Source organism: Clostridium sp. OS1-26 (assembly GCF_030915445.1).
Taxonomy (GTDB): Bacteria; Bacillota; Clostridia; order Clostridiales; family Clostridiaceae; genus Clostridium_AM.
Genome location: NZ_CP133264.1, coordinates 661,658 through 680,100, shown reverse-complemented (window position 1 = coordinate 680,100; position 18,443 = coordinate 661,658). Strand labels below are relative to the sequence as shown.

13 protein-coding genes and 1 pseudogene are annotated in these 18,443 nt (G+C 31.3%); 13 read left to right on the top strand and 1 reads right to left on the bottom strand.

The window, feature by feature from the left end:
• The first annotated feature begins 42 nt into the window (after window positions 1-42).
• Together iorA and RCG18_RS03400 are read left to right on the top strand one after the other, a co-directional pair.
• Entirely contained in the window at window positions 43-1,803 is a 1,761-nt protein-coding gene (iorA, locus tag RCG18_RS03405; RefSeq protein ID WP_308040030.1) for an indolepyruvate ferredoxin oxidoreductase subunit alpha, read from the top strand.
• Window positions 1,804-1,805: 2 nt separating this feature from the next.
• Window positions 1,806-2,381, top strand: coding sequence for an indolepyruvate oxidoreductase subunit beta (locus RCG18_RS03400; protein WP_308040029.1), 576 nt, complete (start codon window positions 1,806-1,808; stop codon window positions 2,379-2,381).
• A gap of 130 nt (window positions 2,382-2,511) precedes the next feature.
• Here the strand turns inward: RCG18_RS03400 and RCG18_RS03395 are convergent, their stop codons facing one another.
• Complete coding sequence (locus RCG18_RS03395) at window positions 2,512-3,972, bottom strand: aminotransferase class I/II-fold pyridoxal phosphate-dependent enzyme (RefSeq protein WP_308040028.1); 1,461 nt, start codon at window positions 3,970-3,972, stop codon at window positions 2,512-2,514.
• Between the two features lie 235 nt (window positions 3,973-4,207).
• On the opposite strand from RCG18_RS03395, the gene RCG18_RS03390 reads away from it, so the two are divergent.
• The 11 genes and pseudogenes from RCG18_RS03390 (at window position 4,208) to murJ (ending at window position 18,440) form a co-directional block, all read left to right on the top strand.
• Window positions 4,208-4,780: a 50S ribosomal protein L25 gene (locus tag RCG18_RS03390; protein WP_308040027.1), complete on the top strand. Its 573-nt coding sequence runs from the start codon at window positions 4,208-4,210 to the stop codon at window positions 4,778-4,780.
• Window positions 4,781-4,936: 156 nt separating this feature from the next.
• Window positions 4,937-6,671 (top strand): annotated as a pseudogene (locus RCG18_RS03385) (phospho-sugar mutase).
• A gap of 76 nt (window positions 6,672-6,747) precedes the next feature.
• Complete coding sequence (locus RCG18_RS03380) at window positions 6,748-7,830, top strand: capsular biosynthesis protein (protein ID WP_308040026.1); 1,083 nt, start codon at window positions 6,748-6,750, stop codon at window positions 7,828-7,830.
• A 124-nt stretch (window positions 7,831-7,954) separates the two neighbouring features.
• A complete protein-coding gene (galU, locus tag RCG18_RS03375) occupies window positions 7,955-8,869 on the top strand; it encodes a UTP--glucose-1-phosphate uridylyltransferase GalU (RefSeq protein ID WP_308040025.1) in 915 nt (304 codons plus the stop codon).
• Between the two features lie 237 nt (window positions 8,870-9,106).
• Window positions 9,107-10,948 carry a nucleoside-diphosphate sugar epimerase/dehydratase gene (locus RCG18_RS03370; RefSeq protein ID WP_308040024.1) on the top strand — a complete coding sequence of 614 codons (1,842 nt, stop codon included), beginning with the start codon at window positions 9,107-9,109 and terminating at the stop codon, window positions 10,946-10,948.
• A 23-nt stretch (window positions 10,949-10,971) separates the two neighbouring features.
• On the top strand, window positions 10,972-12,288 hold the full coding sequence (locus tag RCG18_RS03365; RefSeq protein WP_308040023.1) for a nucleotide sugar dehydrogenase: 1,317 nt from the start codon (window positions 10,972-10,974) through the stop codon (window positions 12,286-12,288).
• A 55-nt stretch (window positions 12,289-12,343) separates the two neighbouring features.
• A complete protein-coding gene (locus RCG18_RS03360) occupies window positions 12,344-13,447 on the top strand; it encodes a Gfo/Idh/MocA family oxidoreductase (protein WP_308040022.1) in 1,104 nt (367 codons plus the stop codon).
• A 46-nt stretch (window positions 13,448-13,493) separates the two neighbouring features.
• A complete protein-coding gene (locus tag RCG18_RS03355) occupies window positions 13,494-14,240 on the top strand; it encodes a DapH/DapD/GlmU-related protein (RefSeq protein ID WP_308040021.1) in 747 nt (248 codons plus the stop codon).
• A 117-nt stretch (window positions 14,241-14,357) separates the two neighbouring features.
• Window positions 14,358-15,452 (top strand): glycosyltransferase, encoded by a 1,095-nt coding sequence (locus RCG18_RS03350; protein ID WP_308040020.1) that lies wholly within the window; start codon window positions 14,358-14,360, stop codon window positions 15,450-15,452.
• The gene (locus RCG18_RS03345; protein WP_308040019.1) at window positions 15,440-16,897 is read left to right on the top strand and encodes an O-antigen ligase family protein; all 1,458 of its coding nucleotides are present in this window, start codon (window positions 15,440-15,442) and stop codon (window positions 16,895-16,897) included. Before RCG18_RS03350 ends, RCG18_RS03345 begins: the two co-directional genes overlap by 13 nt.
• The gene (gene murJ, locus RCG18_RS03340; RefSeq protein ID WP_308040018.1) at window positions 16,890-18,440 is read left to right on the top strand and encodes a murein biosynthesis integral membrane protein MurJ; all 1,551 of its coding nucleotides are present in this window, start codon (window positions 16,890-16,892) and stop codon (window positions 18,438-18,440) included. The genes RCG18_RS03345 and murJ overlap by 8 nt, the downstream gene beginning before the upstream one ends.
• Window positions 18,441-18,443 lie beyond the last annotated feature (3 nt).

Genomic DNA, 18,443 nt, shown 5'->3' with positions numbered 1-18,443 from the left:
TATAAAATTTTATAATTAGATAGGATGGGGGTATTATAAATTATGAAAGTAATTATGACAGGTAACGAAGCTATAGCAAGAGGTGCTTATGAAGCTGGATGTACTGTTGCTTCAGCTTATCCAGGAACACCAAGTACAGAAATATTAGAAAATCTTTCTACCTATGATGGAATATATGCTGAATGGGCTCCAAATGAGAAGGTTGGCTTAGAAGTTGCAGCTGGTGCAGCTATAGGTGGAGCAAGAAGTATGACTACAATGAAGCATGTTGGGCTAAATGTAGCTGCAGACCCACTTTTCACTATCGCATATGAGGGAGTTAACGGAGGATTTGTTGTAGTTAGTGCAGATGATCCAGGTATGCATTCATCTCAGAATGAACAGGATAATAGACTTTTTGCACCACATGCAAAAATTGCTATGGTTGAACCATCTGATTCACAGGAATGCAAAGATTTTATGAAGGAAGCTTTTAAAATAAGTGAACAATTTGATACTGTAGTTCTTTTTAGAACTACAACAAGGGTATCTCACTCTAAAAGTGTAGTAGAACTTGGAGAAAGAGAAGAAGTAGGAGTAAAACCTTACGAAAAAAATATTCAAAAGTATGTTATGATACCAGCACATTCTAGAAAAAAACATTATGAAGTTGAAGAAAGACTTAAAAAACTACAGGAGTACTCAAATAGCTGTGGCCTAAATAAAATAGAGATGGCAGATTCTAAAATAGGAGTTGTTACTAGTGGAATTTCATACCAATATGTAAAAGAGGTGCTTGGTGATAAGGCTTCTATATTAAAAATAGGTATGAGTTATCCATTGCCAGATAAACTAATCAAAGAATTTGCTTCAAAAGTTGACAAGCTATATGTAGTAGAAGAAAATGAACCATATATTGAAAATGCAATTAAGGTTATGGGAATACAGTGTACTGGAAAAGAAATTATTCCTATTTGTGGAGAATTAAGCTCAGATATCATAAGAAAAGCTATGCTTGGAGAAAGCAAGGTAGAAAGCTATAAAACTGATATTCAAGCACCATCAAGACCGCCAGTATTATGCCCTGGATGTCCACATAGAGGAATATTTTATGCTGTATCTAAATACAAAGATGTTATAGCATCAGGAGATATAGGATGTTATACATTAGGGTTAGTTGCACCGCTTAATGTTACAGATATTTGCGTATGTATGGGTGCATCTGTTTCATCTGGTATTGGTTTAGAAAAAGCAAATCAAATAGCAGGAAGAAATAATAAGGTTTTTGCCTTTATAGGAGACTCAACTTTCTTCCATTCAGGAATTACAGGACTTATTAATTCTATATATAACAGTACACCTATTGTTACTTGTATATTAGATAATAGTATTACAGCAATGACTGGACATCAAGAAAATCCAGGTACTGGTAAAACCCTTCAAGGTAAGGCAGCTCCAATTGTTGATATTGAAAAGGTAGTGCTTTCACTTGGAATTAAGGAAGAAAATCTAAGAGTTGTAGACCCTTATAATTTGAAAGCTACAGAAGAAGCGGTAAAAGCTGCACACGATAGCACTGAACCATTTGTAATAATAACAAAACAGCCTTGTGCTTTAAAGAAGGACGTAATAAAGAGAAGAGCTAACATGCACTGCAATATACAAACTGAAAACTGCAAGAAGTGTAAGGCTTGTTTAAAAACAGGGTGTCCAGCACTTGAATTTAAAAATAATGTTGTAAGTATTAATAAAAATATGTGTAACGGCTGTGAATTATGTAAACAAGTATGTAAATTCGATGCCATAGAAAAGGTTGGTGAGTAAATATGTGTGATGTTAAAAGCATATTATTCGTAGGCGTAGGAGGACAAGGAACTATACTTGCTTCAAAGGTTTTGACTGAAGGTTTGTTAAAAAGTGGGTATGATGTAAAGATGTCAGAGGTTCACGGAATGGCCCAAAGAGGAGGCAGTGTTAGTACTCAGGTTAGATTTGGGAAAAAGGTATATTCTCCACTTATAGAAAAAGGAGATGCTGATGTTATAGTATCATTCGAAAAAAGTGAGGCTGCAAGATGGATTTCCCATTTAAAGAAAGATGGATATTTAGTAGTAAATGATTATGAAATACATCCAGTACCTGTTTTAATAGGACAGGAAGAGTACCCTGAAAATGTTAATGAAAAACTAAGACAAACAGTTAAAAACACAATAGTAGTTAATGCAACTAAAATAGCTGAGGAACTTGGAAATATAAAAGCACAAAATGTAGTTTTACTTGGAGCACTGATTAAAGCGCTCAATTTAGAAGACATAGATTGGAATGGTGTTCTAGAAACAACAGTTCCACCAAAAGCATTGGAGTTGAATAAGAAAGCTCTACAAAAAGGAATGCAGGTATAAACAGAGTTCTTAACTTCAGAATCTGTTATATCGTGGTGATAGCTACCAGATAAAAAAATGGGGAAGAATTTGTATGAAAACAAATTCTTCCCCATTTCTAAATGAGCGTATTCTCATCTTTAGTTCTTAATTACTTAACAATTTTAATATATTCCACTTCAGGATCTTCTGTTCCTTGAACATATAACCCTGTTTCTTTAAGTGTTTGAACATAATCAACTATTTCCTGAGTAATTTCTTCTCCAGGACAAAGTATAGGTATTCCAGGAGGATAAGCCATTAGAAACTCTCCACTTACCATACCAATACTATCCTTTAGTAAAACAGGAGTTTTTACACTGTTAAATGCTTCTCTTGGTATTTTTACTTGCGTTGGTATTGAAGGAATATCAATGAAATCTGATTTTTTATTTCCTTTTCCATAATACTCATCGCTTATTTCTCTTAGAGCTTTTAATAAAGTATCTATGCTGCTTTTAGTATCACCAAAGGAACCTACAGCCAATACATTATATAGGTCAGAAAGCTCAAGTTGTATATGATATTTATTTGATAATATCATATCTAAGTCATAACCTGTTATTCCTAGATCTCTACAAGTTATTGTTATTTTTGTAGGATCGAGGGCAAACACTCCTTCATTACCTAGAATTTCTTTACCGAAGCAGTAAAAACCAGGTATATTGTTTATTTGCTCTCTAGCATAATTGCATAGCTCAATAGTGGAATTAAGAAGATCTTCGCCATGTAGAGCAATTTGTCTTCTTGCACAATCTAAAGAAGCCATTAATATATATGAAGGAGATGTTGTTTGCAGCAAAGATAAAACTTGCTGAACTCTATTTATATCTATGCGTTCAGAACGAACCTGCAATAATGAACATTGAGTTAAGGCACCGATTATTTTATGAGTGCTTTGGGAACAAATATCAGCTCCAGCTTGCATTGCTGACATTGGCAATTTATCATTAAAACCAAGGTGTGGTCCATGGGCCTCATCAACAATTAGAGGAATATCATAGCTGTGAACTATATCAGCTATTTTTTTTATGTCTGTTGCTACTCCATAATAAGTTGGATTTATAATTAATATCGCTTTTGCATCTGGATTTTCTTTTAAAGTTTTTTCAACGGTTTCAGGGGTTACCCCATGAGCTATACCAACATTCTTATCTAATGCGGGTTGCATATATATTGGGATAGCACCACTTAATATAATTCCAGCAGTAATAGATTTATGAACATTTCTTGGAATTATTATTTTATCTCCAGCAGAAACTACAGACATAATCATAGCCTGTATTGCTCCAGATGTACCGTGTATTGAAAAAAATGCAGCATCAGAACCATATGCATCAGCAGCTAATTGTTGAGCTTTCTTTATTGGACCCGTAGGATGATGAAGACTGTCAACTAGCTTAAATACTGTAACATCAATTTTGAAGGGGTTTTCCCCAATAAAATTTTTAAATTCTTCATCCATACCAACTCCCTTCTTATGACCAGGAACGTGGAAAGGGATGGTTTCTCTATCTACATACTCCATTAATGCATCGAATAAAGGAGTTTCATTTTGATCTAACTTATACACCTTGATAAAGCACCTTCTTTCATAAAAATATGCCCTTTGAACTCAGATGTTTCAAGGGCTAGCCTACATTTTCATTTAAGCCAATATAATTATATGTTAAATATATTGTAAATGCAACAATATGAGTAAATTTTATAAAATAATATTTTTGTTAATAGAAATAATGAATAATATAAGCAAAGTTTGTAAATAATGATTAGTATGAAATTTATTATTTTGAGAGAGGATTTTTATTATGGAGAATTTGAAGTTACATAAAAGACAAAAAAGTACTTCGCATGAAGCTAAAAAGGTAAGAAGAACTGGAGTAATACCAGGAATATTATATGGAAGAAACATAAATAACATGATGTTTGAGATTGGTGAGTTAGAATTAAATAAAGAAGTTGCTAAAAATGGTGAACACGCTGTACTAAATGTGGAGTTTGAAGGTAAGTTACATAGAACATTGGTTAAGGAAGTACAAAGAGATCCAGTACACCATAAAATAGTGCATATTGATCTTGAAGAATTATCTAAAAATGCAACTATACAGACCGAAATACCAATAGTATTTTCAGGTGAAGATTTAATAATGAAAAAAGGTGCAGCAGTACAAAAGGAAAAAAGTAATGTTAAAGTTGAGTGTAAGTCAGAAAAAATTCCTAGATGCGTAAATGTAGACTTATCTAAATTAGAAATTGGAGATGTATACAGAATTATGAATTTAGAATTATCAGAGGATATAGCTTTTGTAGAAGATGCTAATAGTATAATAGCATCTATAACTTTAAATAAAAAACCATCTGACATTTTGCCAGAGGATTAATATCAAAAAACAGGTAACAATTTCAATATTGTATACCTGTTTTTTGTTTAAATTAATTAAAAATATATTAATAATTATATTATTAATAGTGTTTTTATGGTGGTTTTATAGTATAATAATAAATGTCAAATACTTACATAACATAGGAGGTAAAAAATGTTATATAAAGACAAATATGAGCTATGGCTAAATTCAGAGTTTATAGATGAAGTTTTAAAGGAAGAATTAAAAAAGTTAAATGATGAAACAGAAATAGAAGATAGATTTTATAAAGATTTAGAGTTTGGTACAGGTGGCTTAAGAGGAATTATAGGTATGGGAAGTAATAGAATGAACATATATACAGTTGGAAAGGCCACCCAAGGTTTAGCGGAATACTTACTAAATAAATATGAGAAGGATATATCTGTAAGCATAGCCTATGATTCTAGAATTATGTCTAAAGAGTTCGCAGAGGCTGCAGCAGCAAATCTTTGCGCAAATGGAATAAGGGTATATTTGTTTGAATCACTGAGACCAACTCCTATGCTTTCATATACAGTAAGACACTTAAAAAGTAAAGCAGGCATTGTAATAACTGCTTCTCACAATCCAAAGCAATATAACGGCTATAAGGTATATGGTGAAGACGGTGGACAGGTTACTGATAAATCTGCAAAAGAGATTCTTTCATTTATACAAGGTATTGATGATTTCTCAGTAATTAAAGCTATGGATTACAGCGAGGCGAAAGAAAAAGGGTTATTAAATATAATAGGTGAAGAAATTGATAAAAGTTATATAGAAAGAGTAAAAGACTTAACTATAAGAAAAGAATTTGTAAAAAAGCATTCAGAAGAGTTAAAAATAATATATACTCCTATTCATGGGGCTGGAAATATACCTGTAAGAAGGGTACTAAAGGAGCTTGGATACAAGAATGTTTTTATAGTAAAAGAACAGGAGCAACCAGATGGAAACTTTCCTACAGCCGCATATCCAAATCCCGAAGAACCAAAGGTTTTCAATATAGCCTTAGACATGGCTAAGGAAATTCAGCCAGATATAATATTTGGAACTGACCCAGACTGCGATAGAATCGGAGTTATTGTTAAAGATAATAGTGAAAAATACCAAGTACTTTCAGGGAAATCAAATGGGAGCCCTTTTAACTCACTACATACTGTCTTCGTTAAAAGAAATGAATAAGCTTCCAGAGAATGGCATAGTAATAAAAACCATTGTTACTACAGAAATGGCAGCAGATATAGCTAAAGAATATGGTGTGGAGCTTATTGACGTGCTAACTGGATTTAAGTATATAGGAGAAAAAATTAAAGAGTTTGAAGAGAAGCAAGATAAAAAGTATATTTTCGGATTTGAAGAAAGTTATGGATATCTTGCAGGAGATTTTGTAAGAGATAAAGATGCAGTTATTACTGCGGCACTTATATGTGAGATGACTCTTTACTATAAGAGCAAAGGTATGAACTTATATGAGGCTCTTATAAATCTTTATGAAAAGTATGGTTTTTATAAAGAAAAATTAATCTCAATTGAGTTAAAGGGAAAAGAAGGCCAGGAAAAAATAGAAAAGTCTCTTCAGTATTTAAGGCATTCTATGAGTTCTAGTCTTGGAAATAATAGAATAGCAAGGAAAATGGATTATAAGTTAAGTGTAGAAAAGGATTTAATGAATATAAAAGAAAATAGAATAGATTTACCAAAATCAAATGTGCTTAAGTTTATATTAGAAGATGGCTCATGGTTTGTTGTAAGGCCTTCAGGTACAGAGCCGAAGATGAAAATTTACTTATCTGTAACAGGAGCTAGTTTACATGATTCAGAAGAAAAGATGAAAGAATTTGAGAAAATGGTTTGCGAAATTATAGATAAGTCTTGCAATTGCTAGCATATTGGTTTTAAATAAAGTTTATGGCAATAATAAACATGAAAATAATTAATGTATAAAGTAGGTGTTAGAGTTTATGGACGCAAAAGCATATTTCGCAAGCAAACTTAGTAAAATGTTGTTTTTAGAAATAAAAAAAGAGAATATTAAAAAGCTATTTAACGTAGAAACTAACGAAGATATATATTTCCCAGTTAAAGCTTCTAATATAGCGGATAAAGTTAAAGCTGAAACTAATTTAGAACAAATCCCTGTGAGCTTCTTTGTTGAGGGGATGACTTATGTATTAGGTGCAGATGAAAATTTCCAATTTAACGGGTATTATGAAAAGCTAATATGTAATATCAAGGATAGTAATAATTTTATAAAAAGTAAAATAGCTCAATGTGTAAAAAATGAATGCTATGAAGAAGCGTATATTTTGCTGAAGGGGTTATTAAGACTTGAGGATACAATAGAGATTTATGATAAGCTAATTACAATTGTAGATAACCTTAGAAACTCTGATAAAATGTATAAGAGCGAAGAATTAGAAGTTATAGAAAAGGCAAAGAATAAGGAAAATTATGCGCTTCCTTATTTTTATGAGGCTTTAATCAGAAGAGAAGAGGGAGATTATGCTAAAGCTCTTTTCTGTATTAATAATTATATCTCTAGAGGTGGTAAAGAAACTTTAGAGATTACAGAATTTAAACAGGAATTAAAATCTATAATAGATTTTGAAAAAGGCAAAGAGATGGTGTATGATGCGCCAAAGGAAGCTTTAAAATTTTTGATTCCACTGATTGAAGAATTTGGAGATAATGCTACTTTGCATTATTATATAGCAATAGCATATAGGATTTTGGAAAACTATGAAAAGGCAATATACTACTTGAATGATGCTATGAGTATTGACAGTAATATAATAGAAGTAGTAAATGAGTTAGGAATAAATCATGCATCATTAGGTGATTACGAAACCGCTATAGCATATTTCAGAAAGGCTTTTGAAGTAACAAAGTCTGTAGAAATATGTACAAATATTATAATGTGCTATTTAAATGCTGGTGATATTAAAAATGCTAAACTTCATTTAGATATTGCTAAAAAATTAGACCCTAAAGATGAACTAGTTGTTGAACTAGAAGAAATAATAAATAATTCTCAAAGGGATTAATATATCATGATTCAAATTGCGAAAATTTATTTGTTTAGGGATTATAACTATATAGGAACACGTTACTTGGGATTAGGAATCCTGCAAGTTTAATTTGATTTCGATAGTAAAGGGGAATGCTAAGATGAAAGTTAAAAAGGCAATAATACCAGCAGCAGGTTTAGGTACAAGGTTCTTACCAGCTACTAAAGCTCAACCTAAGGAAATGCTTCCTATAGTTGATAAACCTACAATTCAATATATTATTGAAGAAGCGGTAGCATCAGGAATAGAGCAGATATTAATAATAACTGGAAGGAACAAAAGAGCTATAGAAGATCATTTTGATAAATCTGTTGAGCTTGAAAATGAATTGGAGGCTCACGGAAAAGATGAGCTACTAAATTTAGTTAAAGATATATCTAATATGGCTGATATTTATTACATAAGACAAAAAGAGCCTAAAGGATTAGGACACGCAATAAATTGTGCAAAGACTTTTGTTGGAAATGAGCCCTTTGCAGTTATGCTTGGCGATGATGTTGTTGATAGTGAAATTCCATGTCTAAAGCAGCTTATAGATTGTTATAACGAGTATAAAACCTCAATTATAGGAGTGCAAGAAGTTCCAGAGGAAGAAGTATATAAATATGGTATAGTTAAAGGAATGTATATAGAAGATAGGGTATACAAGGTGAAAGATTTAGTTGAGAAGCCTAAAGTAAAAGAGGCACCATCTAACATTGCGATACTTGGGAGATATATAATAACGCCAACTATATTTGATATATTAGAAAACACTATTCCTGGAAAAGGTGGAGAGATTCAACTTACTGATGCACTTAGAACATTAATAACAAGTGAAGCGATGTATGCATATAATTTTAGAGGAAGAAGATATGATGTTGGTGATAAATTAGGTTTTCTTCAGGCAACAGTTGAGTATGCTTTAAAAAGAGAGGAATTAAAGAAGCCATTTATGAAATATCTTTTATCCTTAGAAGAGCAAGAACTATTTAAAGAAGTATGTGATGAGGTTGCGTCTAATAAAGAAGTTTAAAATAAAAAGAGTTGTGTTTCACAACTCTTTTTATTTGGGAATATTTCTAAAAACTTAGCTTAATGATGGTAATTAAGAGAGAAACTAGCACACCCATTATTAAGGTATTAACATAATATATACAATATGTGTGCTTTTTATTGATAAAAATATATTGAATAATTTTTTCTATGAGGTAAAATAGATAAAGAGAGTTTTTGTCTGAAATTATACAATAATAGTTGAGGAAGTGTTAACATGCAGAAAGATAAAACCCTTATAGGTTATGATATAGTTTTTCTTATAGCATCCTTATATTTTGCTTTATTATTGAGATTTGATTTTAAGGTACCACAGGAATATTGGATATTTTTAAAATTATCTATTGTACCAGTAGTAGTTATGACATTACTATGCAACAAATTTTTTAATCTTTATAAAAGCATGTGGAAATATGCATCTATTGAGGAGTTAATTTCCATTGTATATTCGGTGTCATTGGCTAATGTAGCTTTTATATTATACAGCTATCTTGTGAATTATAGATTCTTAGAAAATCAGTACTATAGATTTCCTTTTCCAGTGCATATTATTTTTTGGATATTGTCTGTAGTAGCTTTAGGAGGAACAAGATTCACATATAGACTTATAGAAGATAATAAGGATAATATAACTTTAAAAAAACAGAAAACAAAGCTTCTTATAATTGGAGCTGGAGATGCATCTGCCTTATATATAAAGGAGATAAAAAGACATCAGGAGTTAAATTATGATATAGTAGGCCTTATTGATGATGATCCTTCAAAAAGAGGAAGGTTGATAAATGGAATAAAAGTTCTAGGTGGAAGGAATAGAATAATTGATATTTGTAATAAAAAGAATGTAGAAGAGATAATACTAGCTATCCCATCAGCAGATTTACAAACTAAAAGAGATATTGTCAACATATGCAAAAATACCGATTGTAAATTAAAAACTATACCTGGACTATATGAAATAATTGATGGAAAAGTAAATATAACTAAATTGAGAGACGTCAACATAGAAGATTTACTTGGAAGAGAAGAAGTTAAACTCAATAGTGAAAATATAAACAAATATATAAAGGATAAGACAATTCTTGTAACAGGTGGAGGAGGATCTATAGGTTCAGAATTGTGTAGACAAATAGCTAGGTTTAATCCAAAGAAATTATTGATATTAGATATTTATGAAAATAATGTATATGATGTGCAGATGGAATTAAACCATAACCATCCAGATATTGACAAAGAAGTTATTATTGCATCTATAAGAGATGAAAAGCGTTTGAGAGATATATTTGAGAGATATAGACCAGATGTGGTATTTCATGCAGCAGCACACAAACATGTGCCTTTAATGGAGGCAAATCCAGCAGAAGCTATAAAGAATAATGTAATTGGTACCTATAATGTTTTAAAATGCAGTCATGATTTTAAAGTTAAGAAATTTGTGCAAATAAGCACGGACAAAGCTGTTAATCCTACGAATATAATGGGAGCGACAAAGAGATTCTGTGAAATTATGGTTCAGGCTTTTGATAAGATAAGCAGTACAGAATATGTAGCAGTTAGATTTGGAAATGTTTTAGGTAGTAATGGTTCTGTTATTCCATTGTTTAAAAAGCAAATAGCACATGGTGGACCAGTTACTGTAACTCATCCAGAGATAAACAGATTTTTTATGACTATACCTGAAGCAGCACAGTTAGTTATTCAAGCAGGAGCTATAGCCGATGGAGGAGAAATATTTGTACTCGACATGGGTGAACCAGTTAAGATAGTAGATTTGGCTAGAGACCTAATAACTCTTTCAGGATATAAGCCAGATGTAGATATAAAAATAGAATACACAGGGCTTAGGCCAGGAGAAAAACTGTATGAAGAGCTTCTTATGGATGAAATAGCATTAACGTCTACAGAACATAACAAAATCTTTGTTGAAAAACCTAATGAAATAGATATAAATTTTGTTGAGAAATCTATAGAAGAGTTTAGAAATGTTGCTAAAATGAGCAAAGAAGAGATATTTGAACTTGTAGAAAAAAAGGTCCCAACATATATAAGAAAAAGATCTTAATAGGAAATACAGGAGGGAAAAAAATGTCACAGTTAAAAGATGAATTAATATTAAAATTAGAAAACAAAACAGCCAAACTTGGTGTAGTTGGACTAGGTTATGTAGGACTTCCACTTGCTGTTGAAAAAGCTAAAGCAGGATATGAAGTTATAGGATTTGACGTACAAGAGCAAAAGGTGCAAATGGTAAACGAAGGTCTTAATTATATAGGAGACGTAGTAAATGAAGATTTGCAAGAGTTAGTTAAAGTAGGCAAATTAAGAGCAACAACTGATTTCAGTTTCGTAAAAGATGTAGACACAGTATGTATATGTGTACCTACTCCACTTGATAAATATAAGCAACCAGATATTTCATATGTTGTAAATTCAACTAAAAGCGTAGCAAAATATTTAAAAAGAGGAATGCTTATAGTACTTGAAAGTACAACTTATCCAGGAACAACAGAAGAAGTTTTAAAGCCAATTCTTGAAGAAAGTGGTTTAAAGTGTGGAAAAGACTTTTTCTTAGCATTTTCACCAGAGAGAGTTGATCCAGGTAATAAAGAGTTTAAAACTAAAAATACTCCTAAAGTAGTTGGTGGCTGCACTCCAGAATGTACTGAGGTTGCTGCTACTTTATATGAAAATGTTCTTGAAGGAGAGATATTTAGAGTATCATCACCAGCAGTAGCTGAAATGGAAAAGATACTTGAAAATACTTTTAGAAATATAAATATAGGTTTAGCAAATGAAATGGCTATACTATGTAAAAGAATGGGTATAGATGTTTGGGAAGTTATAGACGCTGCAAAAACTAAGCCATACGGATTTATGGCATTCTATCCAGGACCAGGACTTGGTGGACATTGTATACCACTAGATCCATTCTATTTAGCGTGGAAAGCAAGGGAATATGATTATCATACAAAACTTATAGAAACTTCAGGAGAAATTAATGACTTTATGCCAGAGTTTGTAGTAGATACTGCTATGAAGCTTTTAAATGGAGATAAAAAAGCAATGAATGGAGCAAAAGTACTTCTTCTAGGAGTTGCGTATAAGAGGGACATCGATGATCCAAGAGAATCACCTACTTTGAAGGTAATGGAACATTTAGAGAAGAATGGTGCTGAGTTATTAATAGATGACCCATATATACCAGAATTCAAACACAATGGCAGAAAGTATTATACTGTAGACTGGAAAGAAGTAATTGATGATTCAGATATAGTTATAATAACTACAGATCACAGCTGCTATGAATATGAAGAGATTGTATCAAGGGCTAAGATAGTATACGACACAAGAAATGCTACAAAGAATGTTGAAAATAACAGAGAAAAGATTCATAAGCTATAAATAAGATAAGCCCATTGGGCTTATCTTATTAAATGAAATTAAGGGGTGCTTTATTATGAAAAAATTAAGATTTGCTATCGTAGGATGTGGAAGAATTTCATACAAGCATGTAGAAGCATTAATTGATAACAAGGAAGAGGCAGTATTAGTATCTACTTGTGATACAGTTAAAGAAAAAGCAGAAGAGAAAAAAGAAGAGTATATTACTAAATTAGGACAAATTGCAGAAGTAAATGTCTATACAGATTATAAGGAAATGCTTGAAAAAGAAGAAATAGACGTAGTGGCTATAGCGACTGAAAGTGGATATCACCCAGAAATAGCTATATACTGCATGAATAAAAAGAAACATATTGTGGTTGAAAAACCTATGGCCTTATCAATAGAAGATGCGGATAAAATGATAAAATGTGCAAAAGATAACAACGTAAAATTATGTGTAAGCCACCAAAATAGATTTAATAAACCAATTCAACAATTAAGAGAAGCTATTGAAGGAAATAGATTCGGTAGACTAATCAATGGTACTGCAAGAATACTTTGGAATAGAAATATGGGTTACTATGAGCAAGCACCATGGAGAGGAACATGGGAACTTGATGGCGGTACGTTAATGAATCAATGTATACATAATATAGATTTATTACAATGGATGATGGGCGGAGAAATAGATACAGTTTACGCTCAATGTGATACATTCTTAAGAGATATAGAAGCAGAAGATTTTGGAGCTATAGTTATAAGATTCAAAAATGGATCTATAGGGATAGTAGAGGGAAGTGCTTGTGTATATCCAAAGAATTTAGAAGAAACTCTAAGCATATTTGGTGAAACTGGAACCGTATGCATTGGAGGACTTGCAGTTAATAAGATGGAATCATGGAGATTTGCAGATAATAAGGACGATGAACATGAGATATTAAGAGCACAGGAAGGAGATCCGGATACAGTTTATGGATTTGGACACACTCCTTTATTCAAGGATATGATAGATGCTGTAAACTATGATAGAGAACCACTTATAAATGGAGAAGAAGGCAAAAAAGGCATGTCAATAATTCTTGCAGCATATAAGTCAAGGCTTACAGGAATGCCTGTAAAATTTCCTATGGAAAACTTCTCAACTATGGATATGGTTGGAGTAAAGAAAATTCACTAGTAAAATAACTCCAATTTTAATTAATAAAAGTACGAATGGAGAATTGATGATGAGTAATTATGTATCTGAAAGAGCTACCATAGGTAATAATGTAAGCTTAGGAAGATTTGTGGTTATAGAAGATGAAGTAGTTATAGGAGATAACTGTATAATAGGACATAATGTTGTTATACATAAAGGAACGAAAATAAGCAGTAATGTTAGAATTGATGATAATACAGTTGTTGGAAAACAACCAATGAGATCTGTAAATAGTATTTTTAAAGATGAAAAAGAGTTACCGCCAGCAATAATATCTGAAGGATGTTTAATCGGAGCGGGGGTAATAATTTATTGCGGATGTGAAATCGGAGAAAGAACTCTAGTTGCTGATCTTGCTACTATAAGAGAAAACGTAACTGTAGGAAGCAAAACTATTATAGGAAGAGGAGTAGCTGTAGAAAACTTCTGTAAGGTAGGAGCAAATTGCAAATTAGAAACTAATGTATATTTAACTGCTTACTCAGAAGTTGAAGATAACGTGTTTATTGCACCAGGAGTTGTAACATCTAATGATAATTTTGCTGCACGATCAAAAGAAAGATATAAACACTTTAAGGGTGTTACAGTTAAAAAAGGTGGAAGAATAGGAGCTCAAGCAACTATTTTACCAGGAAAAGTAATAAATGAAGATGGTTTTGTGGCTGCAGGAAGTGTAGTAACAAAAGATGTTGAGAAAGAAACTATAGTCGCTGGAAGCCCTGCAAAAGAACTTAGAAGAGTTCCAGAAGACCAGTTATTAAAAAATCAATAATTATTTAGTTTGTTTTCTATAATTTGGTTTAGTATATTATTAAGTTGACAGTGGGTAATTGACGTTATAAAATCGGCCAGTTACCAACTGTCAAATATTTTAAGGAGTTGTAACTTGATGGCTAAAATATGTTTTTTAGCAGATGCCGATAGTATTCATACAAGGAAATGGGTAGATTATTTCTCAAATTTAAATAACGAAATATACCTAATATCTATGAGAGGCACTAGCTATAGCTATAAGGATAATGTTAAATTAATTGTTGTAAAACCACCATTTAAGAGCAAATTATCCTATTTTTTTATAGTGAGATATATAAAAAAGTTAATAACTGAAATAAAGCCTGATATATTACACAGCCATTATGCTACTAGCTATGGATTATATGGAAGGATAAGTAAATATCATCCTTTTATAATCTCTGTATGGGGAAGTGACGTTTACCAATTTCCAAAATCAAATAACTTAAGTGCTAAACTTTTAAGTTTTATTTTAAAAGGTGCAGATGCAGTTTGCTCTACAAGTGTGGACATGGCTTGTGAAACAAAAAAATATTATGATAAAGATGATATAACTATCACTCCTTTTGGTGTGGATATTGAAAGGTTTAATATTAAAACTCCTGTTCTAAATAATGAATATATTACTATCGGAGTAATTAAAAATTTACGAAAAATATATGGAATAGAATATTTGGTAAAAGCCTTTAGTGACCTAATAAAAGAAACTAAAAAAGATGTAAGATTGATGATAGTTGGAGATGGACCGGAAAGAGAAAATCTTGAAAAACTTTGTGATGATCTAAAAATAAAATCTAAAGTTATCTTTACAGGTAATATAGACAACAATAAGGTTCCTGATTACATTAATATGATGGATATTGTTTGTCTTCCTTCTTTAAGTGAAAGCTTTGGAGTAGCTGCAGTTGAAGCTTGTGCTTGTGGAAGGCCAGTGGTATCTACCAATGTTGGAGGATTAAAAGAAATAGTTATAGACGACTATAATGGATATACCGTTGATCCTAAAAACAGTGATTTAATTAAAGAAAAATTGCAGATAATAGTTGAAGATGAAGAGAAAACTAAAAAGTTTTCTATTAATGCTAGAAGTATAGCAGAAGAAAAATATAATTGGATTGAAAATGCAGGAACAATGAATGATTTATATGAAAAAATTATTTCAAATAGGAGGACCAATGGATGTATGGACTAAGCAAGAAAAGCACTATTTATGTATTTGTGGCTTTTATTTTTCTTTTAGTTTCTTCAATAATTAATAAGAACTTTATAATAAATGGCCTTTTCTTACTAAGTATTGCTGCAGCTTGCAGCATTACAAAATCAGATAGCTTATACGAGAATGTATACTATACACTTTTAATTTCAAGTATTTTTGAATATGCATCGTATTTTCCAAGGCATGAAAAGTTATATTATTTTCATATAATGCTGGTTTTATGTGGCATAGTTTCACTTTTTAATGTATTTATGAATAAACATGAACTAAGAAAAATAAATAAAAAGGCTGTATATTTTTACATACTTTGGTTTGCATACATATGTTTAAGTTTTATTTGGTCAAAAAATAAGAGCTTTAACATGAAGTATATAGTAATATATGCAATGATGTTTTCGTTTGTTTTTATTGTTATCATGTTTAATACTTCAAAGGAGAGATTTTATAATTCTTTGAAAGTTGTTGGATTTGTATTTTTACTTACAGTTGTGATAGGTATGACAGAGGCTGTAACAGGAACTCTATTACCTGTAAAGCATTATTTTGATAGTATTATGAATAAGCTTACACTAAAAGAGATTATAGTTTTAAGAAGCAGACCAGTTGTATTCTTTTTCAATGCAAATAACTATGCTACATTTTTAGGTATGGGAATTCCTTTCCTAATGTACTTATTCTATTACGCTAGAACTGCAGCAAGCAAATTGTTTTATGGAATAGCTACACTGCTTACATTTACAGCTCTAGTGCTTACAAATTCGAGATCTAATATTTTAGCTGTATGTTTAATAATGATAGTTTATACTTTAATTATTCTTAAAGAAGGAAAGCTTAAAGCTTTAATATACCCTCTAATTGTAGCTGTGGCATTTACAGGCATATATAAATATAGTTATATGATGGTTAAGCATGGAGCTGAATATGAACAAAAGATGATAGAAAAAATGGCTAAGATTGGAGAAATGGCTAAAATCAGCAAAGAAGATATAGGTGAAGAAGGTTCTGAAAATGTAAGAGCAACAATAATATATGATGTTGTTGAAGGTGTTATAAAAGAAAAAAGAGCACTTGGATTTGGAGCCGGTAATACTATTCAACATCTAATGGATATGAACAATACTCATGGAATATATAGTCCTCATGGACTTGCAACTGAACTATTAGGAGACTTTGGATTGTTTATAATAGTATATGGTGTATTTTATTTATACCTACTATACAATTTGTTGATAATTGGTTTAAGAGGAGATGGTATTAATAAGTTTATTGCCTATTCTCTGCTTACATCTTTAGTGGGGTTCACTATAGGAAGTTTTTCACCAAGTTCAGTTACATATTTTTTACCTAACTATTTATTATTTGGATTAAGTATTTCATTTATACAAATAAACAGAACAAAGGGTAAGATGATATATGAGTAATAAAGGTAAGTTAGCGACTACAGCAGGATTAATTGTAATCTGCACTTTCATAAGTAAATTTCTAGGGCTTTTGAGAGACAGTATAACTGCTGCTAAATATAATACAGGTGATTTGGATGCCTTTTTTCAGGCATCTAATGTTCCTATGGTATTATTTATAATGATAGGAGCAGCAATAACTACTACATTAATTCCTCTTTATAATGAAAAATTAAAAGAAGGAAAAAAAGAAGCAATAGATTTTATATGTAATGTTTTAAATGTATTTATAATTATTACTGTTGTGATATCAATAATATGTATATTCTTTAGCAAGCCTATAGTTGGATTGCTCAATCCAGGATTTACTGGAGCAAAATTAGAGTTTACTCAGAGGCTTACTAATATATTAATTCCAACTTTAATTTTTAATGCTGTAATATATATATTTAATGCGGTACTACAATCGGAAGGAAATTTTACTATTCCATCTTTAGTAGCGCTGCCTCTAAATGTGATTATTATAGGGTATTTAATATTATTCGGAAGTAAGCATGGCATAGTGGGTTTAACAATAGTAACCTTCATTGCAACTTTTGCTCAGATAATTCCTCAAGTTTTTGCTATGAAAAAAGTTGGGTTTAAATATAGCTTTAAAGTAAATTTTAAAGATCCTATGATAATAAGAATGTGTATAATGCTTGTACCTGTAATACTGGGAACTGGAGTTCAACAGATTAACACCTTTATTGAAAGGGCCCAAGCGACACATTTTGGAGAGGGAAGTGTTACATACTTAAACTATGCCTATAGAGTATTTGCTCTTTTCGTAGATATTTTTGTAGTAACCTTATCCACTATTATTTATCCAAAGATGGCAAAACAAACTGCTAGAAACGAAATAGGAGAAATGAAAAAGACATTAAGTGAGTCCATGGGAATGTTAATTTTAATGATACTTCCTATGTCTTTTATCGTTATGGCGCAAAGTAGACCTATAGTTTATATTCTATTTCAAAGAGGTGCTTTTAAAGAAGAGGCTACAATACAAACAGCTTTACTTCTAACCTTTTATTCTATAGGGCTTTTAGCTTTTGGCATGAGAGATTTTGTGTGCAAGGCTTATTATACTTTAAAAGATACTAAGACACCTATGATTAATAGTGCTATAGCAATGGTGGTTAATATAGTGCTGATTTTTATTTTTAAAAAGGTTATGGGGCTTAGAGGATTAGCTTTAGCTAATGCTACATCTATGTATGTAGCTTGTGGACTTTTAATTTATACTTTAAGGAAGAAGATTGGAAGTATAAACGGAAAACATGTTATTACTACAGCAGTAAAGACAATAGTTGCATCCATACCTATGGTAATAACTATAAGAGCTTTAAATAACGTTCTTTCGCTAAGTTACAATTCTATGATATTGGTGTTAGTCAAGATTGCGATTTCTTCACTAGCAGGAATATTAGTATTTGTAATAGTGTCAATAATAATAGGTATAGATGAATTAAAAAGCATAAAAGAATTAGTGCTCAGAAAATTTATTAAGAAAAGCAAATAGTTT

Bases quoted from the DNA above. Each gene is read 5' to 3' on its own strand.
- iorA (WP_308040030.1), top strand. From the start codon at position 43: ATGAAAGTAATTATGACAGGTAACGAAGCTATAGCAAGAGGTGCTTAT.
- RCG18_RS03400 (WP_308040029.1), top strand. From the start codon at position 1,806: ATGTGTGATGTTAAAAGCATATTATTCGTAGGCGTAGGAGGACAAGGA.
- RCG18_RS03390 (WP_308040027.1), top strand. From the start codon at position 4,208: ATGGAGAATTTGAAGTTACATAAAAGACAAAAAAGTACTTCGCATGAA.
- RCG18_RS03380 (WP_308040026.1), top strand. From the start codon at position 6,748: ATGGACGCAAAAGCATATTTCGCAAGCAAACTTAGTAAAATGTTGTTT.
- galU (WP_308040025.1), top strand. From the start codon at position 7,955: ATGAAAGTTAAAAAGGCAATAATACCAGCAGCAGGTTTAGGTACAAGG.
- RCG18_RS03370 (WP_308040024.1), top strand. From the start codon at position 9,107: ATGCAGAAAGATAAAACCCTTATAGGTTATGATATAGTTTTTCTTATA.
- RCG18_RS03365 (WP_308040023.1), top strand. From the start codon at position 10,972: ATGTCACAGTTAAAAGATGAATTAATATTAAAATTAGAAAACAAAACA.
- RCG18_RS03360 (WP_308040022.1), top strand. From the start codon at position 12,344: ATGAAAAAATTAAGATTTGCTATCGTAGGATGTGGAAGAATTTCATAC.
- RCG18_RS03355 (WP_308040021.1), top strand. From the start codon at position 13,494: ATGATGAGTAATTATGTATCTGAAAGAGCTACCATAGGTAATAATGTA.
- RCG18_RS03350 (WP_308040020.1), top strand. From the start codon at position 14,358: ATGGCTAAAATATGTTTTTTAGCAGATGCCGATAGTATTCATACAAGG.
- RCG18_RS03345 (WP_308040019.1), top strand. From the start codon at position 15,440: ATGTATGGACTAAGCAAGAAAAGCACTATTTATGTATTTGTGGCTTTT.
- murJ (WP_308040018.1), top strand. From the start codon at position 16,890: ATGAGTAATAAAGGTAAGTTAGCGACTACAGCAGGATTAATTGTAATC.